The following is a 12,494-nucleotide window of genomic DNA, read 5'->3' as shown; positions in this document are numbered from 1 at the left end:
AAAAGGGAAGGCAGGGGAGGCTCATGCTTCGTGGATTTTACAATTCTGCATCGGCGATGGTGGCGAATCAGCGATATCAGGAGACACTGACCAACAATATTTCAAATGCAAATACGCCGGGGTACAAGCAGGATCAGGGAGTGAAACGGGCCTTCCCGGAAATGCTCATTAAAGAGTCGGGCCGGCTGCAGCTTCCTGTAAAAAGCGGCCTGAGCCTCCCGCAGGACCGGGGTATCGGCTCAATGCACACGGGAATGTATCTTCAGGAAACCGTACCTTCTTTTACGCAGGGGGGGCTCAGGGAAACAGGGACCGCGACAGACATGGCTCTTCTCCAGAAGGGCGCGCCGGATGAAACAGGGTTCACGTTTTTCAACGTCCGGAATGAAGATGGTGAGACGCGCTATACGCGGAACGGAAATTTCACCGTGGACGGGGAAGGGTTTCTTACCACGAATAAAGGCAACTACGTACTGAACGCCGAAGGGAACCCGGTCCAGACCGGAGGCATGGAGTTTACGGTACGAAATGACGGTACAGTTGAAATAGACGGAGAAGAAGAACCTCTCGGCATTACGTACACGCCGGATGCTTCCCAGTTTATAAAAGAAGGGGATGACCTGTTCCGGGCAGGGGAAGATGCTGTAACGGAAGAGGCCCGGGGGAAAGAGGATATGGAGTTCGAAGTCAGGCAGGGGATGCTTGAACGGTCGAACGTCGATGCTCAGGCCACGATGACCGAAATGATGAGTAACTACCGGTCCTTTGAATTGAATCAGCGTGTGCTGCGTGCCTACGACCAGAACCTACAGTCGGCCGTCACCGAAATCGGCAGAGTCCAGTGATGAACTTATTGAACGGGAAACCGGGGAAGAATAGAGGAGGAGGGAAACTGTGGTAAATCGTGCAGTGATGCAGTCAGCCGTAACGATGGGCCAGGTGCAGCGAAAGCTTGATATCATCGGACAGAACATTTCAAATGCGAACACGGCCGGATACAAATCCAGGCAGGCCGATTTCACTTCACTTCTCACTCAGAACATAGACAACCTGAAAGATAAAGAAGCTGCTGTCGGACGCCGGACGCCGGATGGAATCCGTCTCGGATCAGGTGCCCGGCTCGGACATACGAACCTCGATCTGAAGCAGGGGACGGTCCGGACGACGGACAGGGAACTCGATCTCGCGCTTTTGAAAGAGCGTCATCTGTTCCGTGTTCAGGTGCCGACGGAGGCAGGAAACGAAACGCAGTACACACGGGCCGGGAACTTTTATTTTTTGCCGGTGGAAAACGATCAGCTTATGCTGACGACGGGGGAAGGCCACCCGGTTCTCGGGGAGGACGGGGAGGAGATCCGCCTCGATAACGGTTTTGACGACTTCACGATCCGGGGAGACGGCTCGATTTCCGTGAAGAGAGGCGACCGTGAAGAGACGGAAGCAAGTATCGGTATCGCGGAGGCCATCCGTCCGCGCATGCTCGAGACAACGGAGGGGAACCGTTTCCGTCTGCCTGATACAGAGGCTCTCGGATTTAACGAAGAGGAAATACTTGCTGCTGTGGAAAATGAAGATCGCTCCGTCCGCAGCAATTCATTGGAGGCATCGAACGTGGATACCGGACAGCAGATGACCGGGATGCTCCAGATGCAGCGGGCCTATCAGTTCAACGCCCGGGCTTTATCGACGTCGGATGAAATGATGGGACTCGTCAATCAGTTGCGATCCTGAATATAAGGAGATTTATGTATGGTAGAAAATACGAGAAAGAACTACAGAAAGAATAAAACGAACGAAGCGAAGACACGGAATAAGAGACGGAGAGCACTCCCGATCTGGCTGCGTCTCATCATTGTCGTGCTTCTATGCCTGCTTGCGCTCGTCGTCGGGCTGATGATCGGTTACGGCGTCATAGGCGGAGGCAATCCGCTTGAAGTGTTCGACTGGTCGCTGTGGCAGCAGATCATCGATATCATGACAGGAGCAGAGTGACGGATCACTCTGCTCTACTTTTTCCCTGTAACCATTTGAATAAGTCTGATGACGATAAGAACGATGGCTGCGATGACGAGCAGATGAATGATAGCTCCAAGATCGATGACGAAGCCGACCAGCCACAGTATCAGGAGAATAACTATTATTGTCCATAACATATCTTTCCACCTCCTTCTTAACGTTCTATACCCTTACTGGGAGAATCGGCAAACCTTTTTGCGTTCCACAGAAAACATACTTATAATGTAGAAAAAAAGGAGAGTATACATATGCTTGATATTAATGAAATCAAAGAAGTCATTCCGCACCGCTACCCGTTTCTGCTCATCGATGAAGTCGAGGAGCTCGAAGAAGGCGAGCGGGCGGTCGCTTATAAAAATGTAAGCGTCAATGAACCGTATTTCCAGGGCCACTTCCCCGACTATCCGGTAATGCCGGGAGTACTGATCACGGAAGCGCTGGCCCAGACCGGTGCTGTCGCTATGCTGAAGAAAGAGGAGAACCAGGGGAAACTCGCCTTCTTCACCGGCATCGACAAGTGCCGCTTCAAACGTCAGGTGAAGCCCGGGGATCGACTGAAGCTGGAAGTGGAAATCGTCCGGCTCAAAGGCCCGATGGGTAAAGGGAAAGCTGTTGCTTCCGTAGACGGCGAAGTCGCCTGCGAAGCGGAAATCATGTTCGCCCTGAAATAAAAGGAAGCGACCTCTCTCAGGGAGGTCGTTTTTGTTTGGAAAAAAACGGTTCACACGTAGTGTACACCCCGCCCTTGTCCTTTTTCGTTAAAATGACGAGCGAGCGCGCGTCTGATCTGTTTGTCGGAAGCGACGCGGCACCAATTTCGTGCCGAAGAAAGGGTGAGACGCATCTCCGGAAAGAGAAGACGGAATTCCTTCAGCGCTTCATAAATGAGCCGGCCCGCCGGGTAATGGTTGTCACAGTCCGGACAGAAGAATGTTTTGAACTGGCGGCACACGGGTCCGGCACAGCCCGGACAGAATAGATTTTTGTGCAGTTCCCCGTAGAGAACATCCTGTGTCGCAGACGGCTCTTTTCTGTGCAGAGAACAAAGCAGGTCCGCCAGTTTGTGGTGGGTGGCCGTCAGAACCCCGGCAGCAGCGTGACGGGTGATATGACTTTTCCACTGCGGGAGAAAAAGAAAAGAATCGGTTACAGGGGCATGGTACAGGAAGAAATGGGGGTGAGGGAAAACGACGTAGGCCCGGACCGGAAAAGAATATCCGTGTTCTTCGAGCAGCTGGTGCAGCAGGGTGCGGGCGCGCAGAAGCTGATGCAGGGGATTGAGGATCACTTTACCGCCGGAGAGTTTGAAGTCCCCATCCTCATACACGAACTCGCCGTTATAGTACTTCACTTCGTACAGGTAAATCGCATCCGGGCGGATGAGCAGCGTATCCAGCTGAAAGGTGGAACCGCGGCAGGTCAGCCGCAGGTCGTGAAGCTGAAGTGTCTCTTTGGACACGGTCCCGGTCATCCGGTCGAAAAGCTGCTCCCCTTCCCATCCTTTCTCGAGCCGGCTTTTCTGCAGCAGTTCCTGCTCCGTCAGCGTTTTTCTTTTCTCCAGCGCGTGCAGAATCTTCAACTGGACCGGCTTGTCCCGTTTTTTTCTGATCAAATGCATCATCCTTTCTGTATGTTTCTTCATTATTATACCTTAAGGAAAAGGAATGAGTGCGGAAAGTTCACCTGAAGCGTGGAATCGTGCCGTTCAGCTTCCCTTTTCCTGTCCGAAGGTCACGAAACAGCGGGAATCGTTACCTTCAGAGCGCCTGGTCCGGCACGAAGGGCACGATTACGGCAGAAACGTTACCTTCAGCGAAAAAATAAGCACCCGAAGGGCACGATTCGTGCTCCGAATGGCAGAAATTTTGTCACAGCGGGGTAAATTTCCTAAATAGATTGGAAAAACCCGTAACCTTCTGTAAAATAGGGAACAGTAGAGGATTCGAAAACTAAAGTCGGGGTGAGAATAATTATGAAATATCGTGCATCACAGGAACTTACATCAATGATCATTGGTGATTATGAAGAGTTGATCAATGCTATTCCGGAAGAGAAAGTCGCAGTATATCTGTACACGAACCGCATGTATCATTCTACATACGTGCCGGAAGACGGGCTGTACCAGTTTGTGTTCCGTCATTTTTACAGACTGGAGAACCCGAGCCTTACTCAGGATTTCAAGGACAGGTTCTTCGATCTGATGGAAGGCGTGCGCGGAGAGACGCGTCCGAATGTCTACCACATTACGAAAAGCCTGTACGAAGTGGCGAACCACAAGGGTGCTTACACGCTGCAGTTCCCTCTGGCGACAGCGATGCTGCACGCGATAAACCCGGCCTTCCCGCACTATGATACCCAGGTATTCAAAGCTTTTGATTTCTCATCTGCGTACCACCTGTCCGGGTTCTACAAGAAGATGAAGCGGTACATCGATCAGTACCGTCACATGTACGAAACGTACCAGAAACTGATCGATCTCGAAGAAATGCAGCCGGTGTTCGATCATTTCGACGAACGGTTCGGAGGGTATCAGCTTCCCGTCGAGAAAAAAATAGATCTGATCGTATCACAGCTGGGCTCTACGCTATAAACAATGGTGAGCTGTCGCGTACAGGCGGCAGCTTTTTTTCTGATAAAATGAGAGCGTTTTAATATTTTTCACACTGAAGGAGTATGCCCCCATGAAACGAGGAATTTTACTTTCGCTTTTGCTGATACTGCTGGCAGCCTGTTCAAGTGACGAAACGGAAGAAGAAAAGACACGGGTCACCCCGGTGGAAACAGAGGAAATAAGGGAAGGCACATTCACCGTGGAGCGGGAAATTCTCGCCCGGGCCGAGCCTTCTGCCACGTCCCCTGTCGTCCCCGGCGCCCCCGGAGAAATTACGTTTATCAGTGTGGAAGAAGGAGACAGCGTGGAAAGAGGCGATGCGCTGGCTGAAATTACTCCCGGCCAGGGAGAGTCTCAGGTGGAACTTCAGGAAAACGCACTGGCTCAGGCACGACAGCAGCTGGATCAGGCAATCGCCTCCCGTGATGACGCGGAAGAAGCTGTCGAAAGAGCGAAGAATCAGGAAGCACCGGAAGGACTGAGCGGGCTGCTCGGTCCTTCGGAACAGGAACTAGAAGGTCAGGTGGCCCAGGCCGAACAGCAGCTCAGTCAGGCCAGCTCCGCCGTCGAGTCGGCACGGCTGCAGGTGGAACAGGCGGAAATTCAGCTGGAGCAGGCACGGGAGCAGTCGGGACCGGAGACGCTCACCTCCCCGAGGAGCGGCGTAGTCACCTCCATACAGGGGAACGTCGGAGATATGGCTACGAACCAGCAGCCGTTCGCAACGGTAGTGTCGCTGAACCCTGCTCTCATTACTGCTTCGATTACGGCGGAACAGACATCTCTTTTCGAAGAAGGAGCGAAGTATCAGGTGGACGTGGAAGCATCCGACGAGCCGGTGGAAGCACAGCTGACGAATGTCGCCACCGTGCCCGGGGATACGGGACTTTACAGCGTGGAAGCGGAAATCTCCAACCCGGACGGTTCCATAAAGCCGGGCACGACGGCTGTATTTCAGCTGCCGGAGACGGTCGTTGAGAACACGACGATCATTCCTACGGAAGCGCTCGTTGAGACGTCGGACGAAACTTTCGTTTATAAAGTGGAAGAGAAGAAAGCTGTCAAAGTGCCGGTATCGGTGGAGTCCTCGCAGACGGAAGAATCGGCTGTCACCGGTGATGTCAGCGAAGGGGACAGCGTCGTCACATCCGGTCAGGTCACCCTGACGGACGGGGCGGAGATCCGCATCATCGGGGAGGATGAATAGATGAAGCTCGTACAGACGTCCATCAAGCGCCCCGTCGGTGTCATTATGATCGTCGCTGCCATCCTCGCTCTCGGGTTCGTCTCCCTCAGAAACCTGACGATCGATCTGTACCCGGACATCGACCTGCCGGTTGCGGTCGTGTCGACTTCCTATGAGGAAGCGGCCCCGCAGGATGTGGAACAGCTCGTCAGCCGTCCAATCGAAGGGGCGGTCAGCTCACTCGAAGGACTCGAAGTGCTGCAGTCCCAGTCCCAGCAGGGAGCCTCGCTTATTTTCATGCAGTTTTCGACGGGAGTGGATCTTGACAGTGCCCTTCTTGAAGTGAGAGAAGCGGTCTCCCGGGTATCGGGAGTGCTGCCGGAGAATGCCGGGGAGCCGAGCGTCCTCCGCTTCGACCCTCAGGCCCTGCCGATCATGACCATCGGATTATCCGGGGATACGCCGGCGGAACTTCAGCAGATCGCCGAAGACCAGCTCGTTCCTTATCTGGAGCGGCAGGGAGGAGTCGCCTCGATTTCCGTCGAGGGCGGCCGTACCGAAGAAGTTCAGATTGAAATCGAAAAGGAAAAACTCGCCCGATTAGGCATCGATAGTCAGACGATAATCCAGACTCTGAACGCTTCCAATCAGGCGGCGACAGCAGGGTCCGTCGATAAAGGGGATAAGAACCTCCGTATCCGTGTGAACGGGGAATTCGATTCGATCGATGACGTCAAGAACACCGTTCTGACCACGGAGTCCGGAGATCGTCTGAAGCTCGACCAGATTGCCATGGTGGAAAAAAGGATCGAAGACACCGGGACTGTTTCGGAAGTGAACGGGGAGACGGCCGTCGTACTGTCCGCTCTGAAAAAGACGGATGCGAACACGGTGGAGACGGCTGAAAACATCCAGACCGCGATGGATGAAGTAGCTCCCGAACTGCCGGAGAACGTGGAGATGAAAACCGTGCTCGATACGTCGGAGTTCATCAAAGTTTCAATCAACAGCGTCATCGTGAACATCATTATTGGTGGTCTGTTCGCCGTCGCGGTACTGCTTCTGTTTCTGAAGAGTATACGGGCGACGCTCGTCATCGGAATCTCCATTCCGATCGCGATCATATCGACGTTCACTCTCATGTATTTTACCGGGGAGACGCTCAACGTTCTGACGATGGGCGGACTGGCGCTCGGTATAGGGATGATGGTGGACAGTTCCATCGTGATCCTTGAAAATATCGTCAGCTACCGGCAGCGAGGATTCTCGATGAAGGAAGCAGCGGAGAAAGGGGCCTCCGAACTGGCTCCGGCCGTTATCGCTTCCGCCACTACGACACTCGTCGTATTCCTGCCGATCATGCTGGTGGACGGAATCGCCTCCGAGCTGTTCACGCCGCTCGCCCTGACCATTTCGTTCGCCCTGCTCGCTTCTCTCGCCGTTTCGGTGACGCTTATACCTATGCTGTCCTCCAAACTTTTGACGAAAGCGATGCGCGACGGGAAGCGGAACTGGTTTGACCGGCTCCTTGGAAAAATGAACCGGGGGTATCAGCGGGTGCTGAGGAAAGTGCTGAAATTCCGCAAAACGACCGTGCTGCTCACGATTCTCTCCATAGGAGGAAGTATAGCGCTCATCCCGCTCGTCGGAACTTCTTTCATCCCGGAATCCGATCAGGGGCAGATAGAAGTCGACGTTTCACTTGAGCGTGGGACATCTCTTGAAGAAACAGAAACCGTTACTTCGGAGATAAGCAAGCGTCTGAATGAGTTCAGTGACGTTGTCGACGTCCATTACCTGTCAATCGGCAGCGGAGAAATGGGGCTGGCCGGCGGCAGTGCTGACCGGGCCAGTTATACCGTACAGCTCGTGGACCCGGGAGACCGGGAGCGGTCCACGCAGGAAGTGATGGAAGATATGGAGAATGATCTCAGTGACGTCGTCGGAGCCGAGGTCGAAGTGACGGAGATGAGTGCCGGACTCGGAACCGGGGCTCCGCTCGAGGTGCAGATTAACGGCCAGGACAACGCGGTGCTGAACGAACTGGCAGAACAGATCGTGTTGATTATGAAAGATGTCGAAGGGGTAGTCGCTCCCTCCTCGTCGACGGAAGACTCCGAACCACAGCTCGACATCCAGGTCGACCGTAACAAAGCGAGCGGATACGGGCTTACGGAACAGCAGGTCATTTCACAGGTGCAGCTGGCGTTCCAGGGACAGACGGCCACCCGTTACCGTGAAGGCGGGGAAGAGCTTGAAGTACGTCTCGTCACGCCGCTCGATGAGAGTGCGGGCATCGCAGAACTGGAAGGTACACCGATATCGACAGCTTCCGGAGACACGGTTCCCTTATCCTCCATCGCAGAGATTGAACAGGTGCAGGGGCCGGTAGCGCTGAACCGGGAGAACCAGCAGCCGCAGGTGAACGTCACGGCAGATATCGGGGAGCGGGACCTCGGCAGTGTCACGGCTGATGTGGAAGAGGAAATCGACCAGCTGAACTTCCCGGAAGGCTATACGTATGAAGTGGGCGGACAGGCCCAGGATATGGAAGAGGCTTTCGGAGACTTATCTGTCGCGCTCCTTTTCTCGCTGTTTCTCGTATATGCGGTGATGGCCGTGCAGTTCGAGAACTTCCTGTTTCCGTTCATCATTATGTTCAGCCTGCCCGCGACCATCGTCGGTGTAGCGGTCGGCCTGTTTGTTACCGGTCTCCCGCTCAGCATGCCGGCGTTCGTCGGAATAATTATGCTCGCGGGAATCGTAGTGAACAACGCTATCGTTCTCGTGGATTACATCAACATTTTGAGGCGGCGTTCGTACAGCCGGTACGATGCGATTCTGGAAGCGGGACCTAACCGTCTGCGGCCGATTCTCATGACGACGGTGACTACGGTGCTCGGCATGGTGCCGCTCGCTCTCGGAATCGGCCAGGGCGCGGAAGCCCAGCAGCCGCTTGCGGTAACCATCATTTTCGGACTGACGGTCTCCAGCTTCTTTACGCTGGTGCTGATCCCGGTCGTCTATACGTATTTCGATGACCTATCTGTTAAAATCAACAACTTTTTTCAGAAAAGAGTTGAATAAAGCTTTCCTTCACTGAAGGAAGGCTTCTTTTTTAAGACTATTAAATTTTATTTACAAAAAGGTTTTGAAGGTTGTTAATAAAGGAATTATGGAGAGTGTGAAGTAATTCGCTATGCACGGATTTTTTGTGAAGTATTTCATCTATAACTTGAATGGTACTTTATATAGAACATCATGAAATAATGTGCTATACTTTTTTAGAAAGAAGGTGAGAGATATGATAGGCGATCGTATACAGCATATAAGGAAAAACCGGGGGTACTCCCTGTCTGAACTCGCCGAAAGGGCGAACGTTGCCAAATCGTACCTAAGCTCGATTGAACGCAACATTCAGAAGAACCCGTCGGTTTTATTCCTGGAGAAGATTTCAAAAGAACTCGATGTCTCCATGAACTATCTTCTGCATGGAGAACAGCAGGACGTCAACGAGCCGCTGGATGACGAATGGGTGAACCTGGTGAAAGACGCCATGAGTTCGGGACTCTCCAAGGAACAGTTCAAAGACTATCTGGAATTCAATAAATGGAAGTTGAATAAAAGCGATAAGGAATAAGTGCGCCCGGCAAGGCGGCACTTATTTTTTTGTGAAAAACTATAGACTTCATTCGTGATTAATAATATAATGTTCTTAATAAAGAAACATGTTTAGAGTACAAACAGCCAGGAAACAGTAATAGGAAGACAGAGGCAGGAATTTTTACGAGGAAATATCTGGTTTTTGCAGTGGTTTATGATATAATGTGAAATGATATTGAACGAACGGACCAGTTCCGGGCTGATTCATACACCCCGGGATATGGAGCACTCCAGTGAGAGATTTGTAGAAGGGTCCTCACGGATTACTGATTTATAAAGATAAAAACATCAGAAGAAAAAGGTGAGTATTGTGCAACAGCAAGAACAGTTGAAGGAAGTTTTGCAAAACGTCATCCAGAAGGCTGAAACGTCCGAATTGGCGACTTCCCAGGACGTCATCCAACAGTTGATGGAACTTCTTCAAAAATGATTATGTAAAAGAGGGTCTGCCTTAGTATAAGGCAGACTTTTTGTATGGTCGATTTCAGGATTTGCGTGCCCTTCAGGAGCCCTTCATCCGGCCGAAGGTAAGGAAAAGGCTCGAATCGTTCCCTTCACACCTGTTGAAAGCCTTCGAAAGTAACGATTACTGAACAATCGTGCCCTTCACGGCTCAAAACTCCATCCCAAGGGAACGAAAGCCTCGCGAATTAAACTATCAAGCAGCTTTTCTTCCCCTAAGACTTACCAGCGCTTCTTTAATAATAATCACCCGTCCCCGTAGATGCATATGTTACTATATCGAAGAGAGATCACGTGAGGGGGATCCGGCATGAATGTAAAATTGCAAACGAAGATTCTGGGCCTTGTGCTGTCTTTACTTCTCCTGGTTACTGTAACTTTTACGGGTGCTTACGCTTTTATGGAAAAAGAAGAAGTGGAGCAGGACGTAGGGCAGTTGGCATTACAGGTGGCTTCTACCATTTCATTTATGCCGACAGTGAAAGAAGCTTTCGCATCGGAAAATCCTTCGGAAATCATCCAGCCTATAGCGAAAAGCGTCCAGGGAGAGACAGGTGCAGAATTCGTAGTAGTGGGGAATAAGGATGGGATTCGTTACGCTCATCCCGACGAATGGAAGATCGGGAAAAAGATGGTAGGCGGAGATAACAGCCGGGCTCTCAAAGACGGTGAATATTATACGTCGAGAGCGGAAGGAACGCTTGGACCATCGCTTAGGGGGAAAGCACCAATCATTTCCGACAGCGGGGAGATCATCGGCCTCGTTTCGGTCGGATTCCTTATTGAAGATATACGTACGATGGTATGGAATGAAATGGAAACCATCATACTTATCGCCACCGGCGTTCTTCTGCTGGGTGTAATCGGAAGCTTACTCCTGGCCCGCAGCATCCGAAAAGATACCCTTGGACTTGAACCCTATGAAGTGACTTCTTTTTATCAGACGCGGGAAGCGATTTTATCATCCGTAAAAGAAGGGATCATAGCGATCGACAGTCAGGGGCGTGTGACGATGATTAATCAGTCCGCCATAGACCTGCTTGGATTGGAAAATGCAGATGCCGGTGCAAATATAATTGATATTTTTCCGAATACGGGGATGCTTCGTACGTTACAAAGCGGTAAAGCGGAGCAGGATGAGGAAATAGTTCTGAATAACAAAGTGGTGATCGTAAACCGTACTCCTATCCGGGAAAAGGGAGAGACAGTAGGAGTAGTCTCCAGTCTCCGGGATAAAACGGAAGTCAGAGAAATGGTCAACACGTTGTCCGAAGTAAAGCGTTATTCGGAAAGTCTACGTGCTCAGACGCACGAATACACGAACAGAATGTATGTTTTACTTGGCCTGATGCAGCTCGGTAATACAAAAGAAGCTACGGAAATGATAGAACAGGAGTTTACAGAATCGGAGCCACAGCAGAAAATCATATTCCAGCGTATACATGATGAAACGACGCAGGCCATCCTCACAGGGAAAATCAGTAAGGCATCCGAGAAAAAGGTCAGATTCAAAATTGACGAAGATTCTTCTCTGGAGCATCTGCCTGAGCACATTAACAAAGCGGATCTTATAACGATTCTCGGTAATATCGTAGATAATGCTTTTGAAGCGGTGCAGAATCAGAAAGAAAAGCTGGTTGAAATTTTTATCACGGATATCGGCAACGACATCATATTTTCTGTGACAGATAACGGGCCGGGGATACCGGAAGATATGTATGAATCTATTTTTCAGAAAGGCTCTTCCACCAAAGATGGTGTGATGCGGGGATACGGTCTTTGGAACGTGCAGCAGATCATTGAAAAACTCGGAGGGACTATTGAAATTCTCGATAACACAGGAGGAGGCACTGTTTTCTCCGTATTTTTACCGAAAGAGAGGGATAGATGATGAAAGTAATGATCAGCGAAGACGATTTCAGAGTGGCGAATTTACATGAACAGTTTCTGAATACGATAGATGATATAGAGGTCGTTGCGAAAGCTGCGAATGCAGAAGAAACAATCGCTCTTGTAGAAGAAAAACAGCCGGACCTCCTCCTTCTTGACGTATACATGCCGGATGAACTCGGTTCGCATCTGCTCCCCCGTATTCGTGATAAATCTCCGCAGACGGACGTCATAATGATTACGGCTGCGAAGGATAAAGAAACGGTGGAACACTCCCTGAACTATGGGGTAGTGGACTATATTATTAAGCCGATAACGATCGAACGTTTCCAGAAGACTATCGAAGAATATAAAAAAAGAACGAATATCCTTAATAAAACCGAAGAATTCAGTCAGGAAACACTCGACTTTCTCCTTAACCAGCAGGAGGAGCACAGGGAGGAAGAGGTGCCTAAAGGAATTGACCCGATCACTTTAAAAAAAGTCGAACGTTTTTTAATGAGTGAAAAAGAGGGAGTGACGGCGGAACAGGTGAGCGAAAAGATGGGCGCTTCGAAAACGACGGCGCGCAGGTATCTCGAATATCTGGTTTCCACCGATACTGCTGCAGCCGAAATGAAATACGGAAGAGTCGGCAGACCGGAAAGAAAATATTACCCCTATTGA

The 12,494-nt window shown here is 51.0% G+C and carries 12 protein-coding genes; 10 read left to right on the top strand and 2 right to left on the bottom strand.

What is annotated here, in order from left to right:
* Nucleotides 1-23: 23 nt before the first annotated feature.
* The 3 genes from BLU03_RS06445 to BLU03_RS06435 are packed head-to-tail and all read left to right on the top strand — an operon-like array spanning nt 24 to nt 1,992.
* Nucleotides 24-845: a flagellar hook-basal body protein gene (locus tag BLU03_RS06445; protein ID WP_093106515.1), complete on the top strand. Its 822-nt coding sequence runs from the start codon at nt 24-26 to the stop codon at nt 843-845.
* 49 nt (nt 846-894) lie between these two features.
* A complete protein-coding gene (locus tag BLU03_RS06440; RefSeq protein WP_093106513.1) occupies nt 895-1,731 on the top strand; it encodes a flagellar hook-basal body protein in 837 nt (278 codons plus the stop codon).
* Between the two features lie 18 nt (nt 1,732-1,749).
* Nucleotides 1,750-1,992: a DNA-directed RNA polymerase subunit beta gene (locus BLU03_RS06435; protein WP_008590447.1), complete on the top strand. Its 243-nt coding sequence runs from the start codon at nt 1,750-1,752 to the stop codon at nt 1,990-1,992.
* A gap of 14 nt (nt 1,993-2,006) precedes the next feature.
* Here BLU03_RS06435 and BLU03_RS13530 read toward each other — a convergent pair whose 3' ends face one another.
* A complete protein-coding gene (locus BLU03_RS13530; RefSeq protein ID WP_143023826.1) occupies nt 2,007-2,153 on the bottom strand; it encodes a lmo0937 family membrane protein in 147 nt (48 codons plus the stop codon).
* A 111-nt stretch (nt 2,154-2,264) separates the two neighbouring features.
* Here BLU03_RS13530 and fabZ point away from each other — a divergent pair, with 111 nt between their 5' ends.
* The gene (gene fabZ, locus BLU03_RS06430) at nt 2,265-2,687 is read left to right on the top strand and encodes a 3-hydroxyacyl-ACP dehydratase FabZ (RefSeq protein WP_093106510.1); all 423 of its coding nucleotides are present in this window, start codon (nt 2,265-2,267) and stop codon (nt 2,685-2,687) included.
* A 50-nt stretch (nt 2,688-2,737) separates the two neighbouring features.
* Here the strand turns inward: fabZ and BLU03_RS06425 are convergent, their stop codons facing one another.
* Nucleotides 2,738-3,628 carry a nuclease-related domain-containing protein gene (locus tag BLU03_RS06425; RefSeq protein ID WP_008590442.1) on the bottom strand — a complete coding sequence of 297 codons (891 nt, stop codon included), beginning with the start codon at nt 3,626-3,628 and terminating at the stop codon, nt 2,738-2,740.
* A gap of 360 nt (nt 3,629-3,988) precedes the next feature.
* Between BLU03_RS06425 and BLU03_RS06415 the strand changes: the two genes are divergently transcribed.
* The 6 genes from BLU03_RS06415 (at nt 3,989) to BLU03_RS06390 (ending at nt 12,494) form a co-directional block, all read left to right on the top strand.
* Nucleotides 3,989-4,606, top strand: a complete 618-nt coding sequence (locus BLU03_RS06415) for a hypothetical protein (protein WP_040609424.1) — start codon at nt 3,989-3,991, stop codon at nt 4,604-4,606.
* Nucleotides 4,607-4,697: 91 nt separating this feature from the next.
* Nucleotides 4,698-5,834, top strand: coding sequence for an efflux RND transporter periplasmic adaptor subunit (locus BLU03_RS06410; RefSeq protein ID WP_093106505.1), 1,137 nt, complete (start codon nt 4,698-4,700; stop codon nt 5,832-5,834).
* On the top strand, nt 5,835-8,900 hold the full coding sequence (locus BLU03_RS06405) for an efflux RND transporter permease subunit (RefSeq protein ID WP_093106503.1): 3,066 nt from the start codon (nt 5,835-5,837) through the stop codon (nt 8,898-8,900).
* Between the two features lie 217 nt (nt 8,901-9,117).
* A complete protein-coding gene (locus BLU03_RS06400) occupies nt 9,118-9,453 on the top strand; it encodes a helix-turn-helix domain-containing protein (RefSeq protein WP_008590432.1) in 336 nt (111 codons plus the stop codon).
* A 795-nt stretch (nt 9,454-10,248) separates the two neighbouring features.
* Nucleotides 10,249-11,829 (top strand): ATP-binding protein, encoded by a 1,581-nt coding sequence (locus BLU03_RS06395; RefSeq protein WP_093106500.1) that lies wholly within the window; start codon nt 10,249-10,251, stop codon nt 11,827-11,829.
* Nucleotides 11,826-12,494 (top strand): response regulator, encoded by a 669-nt coding sequence (locus tag BLU03_RS06390; RefSeq protein ID WP_176765429.1) that lies wholly within the window; start codon nt 11,826-11,828, stop codon nt 12,492-12,494. The genes BLU03_RS06395 and BLU03_RS06390 overlap by 4 nt, the downstream gene beginning before the upstream one ends.

It is taken from the genome of Salimicrobium album, assembly GCF_900107115.1.
Lineage (GTDB): Bacteria > Bacillota > Bacilli > Bacillales > Halobacillaceae > Salimicrobium > Salimicrobium album.
Note: the sequence above shows the minus strand (reverse complement) of the source record. Positions and strands in the feature narration are given on the sequence as shown.

What these genes read in the sequence shown, in the direction of transcription:
- BLU03_RS06445 (WP_093106515.1), top strand. Translation starts at nt 24, where the DNA reads ATGCTTCGTGGATTTTACAATTCTGCATCGGCGATGGTGGCGAATCAG.
- BLU03_RS06395 (WP_093106500.1), top strand. Translation starts at nt 10,249, where the DNA reads ATGAATGTAAAATTGCAAACGAAGATTCTGGGCCTTGTGCTGTCTTTA.
- BLU03_RS06405 (WP_093106503.1), top strand. Translation starts at nt 5,835, where the DNA reads ATGAAGCTCGTACAGACGTCCATCAAGCGCCCCGTCGGTGTCATTATG.
- BLU03_RS06390 (WP_176765429.1), top strand. Translation starts at nt 11,826, where the DNA reads ATGATGAAAGTAATGATCAGCGAAGACGATTTCAGAGTGGCGAATTTA.
- BLU03_RS06400 (WP_008590432.1), top strand. Translation starts at nt 9,118, where the DNA reads ATGATAGGCGATCGTATACAGCATATAAGGAAAAACCGGGGGTACTCC.
- BLU03_RS06410 (WP_093106505.1), top strand. Translation starts at nt 4,698, where the DNA reads ATGAAACGAGGAATTTTACTTTCGCTTTTGCTGATACTGCTGGCAGCC.
- BLU03_RS06415 (WP_040609424.1), top strand. Translation starts at nt 3,989, where the DNA reads ATGAAATATCGTGCATCACAGGAACTTACATCAATGATCATTGGTGAT.
- BLU03_RS13530 (WP_143023826.1), bottom strand. Translation starts at nt 2,153, where the DNA reads ATGTTATGGACAATAATAGTTATTCTCCTGATACTGTGGCTGGTCGGC.
- BLU03_RS06435 (WP_008590447.1), top strand. Translation starts at nt 1,750, where the DNA reads ATGGTAGAAAATACGAGAAAGAACTACAGAAAGAATAAAACGAACGAA.
- fabZ (WP_093106510.1), top strand. Translation starts at nt 2,265, where the DNA reads ATGCTTGATATTAATGAAATCAAAGAAGTCATTCCGCACCGCTACCCG.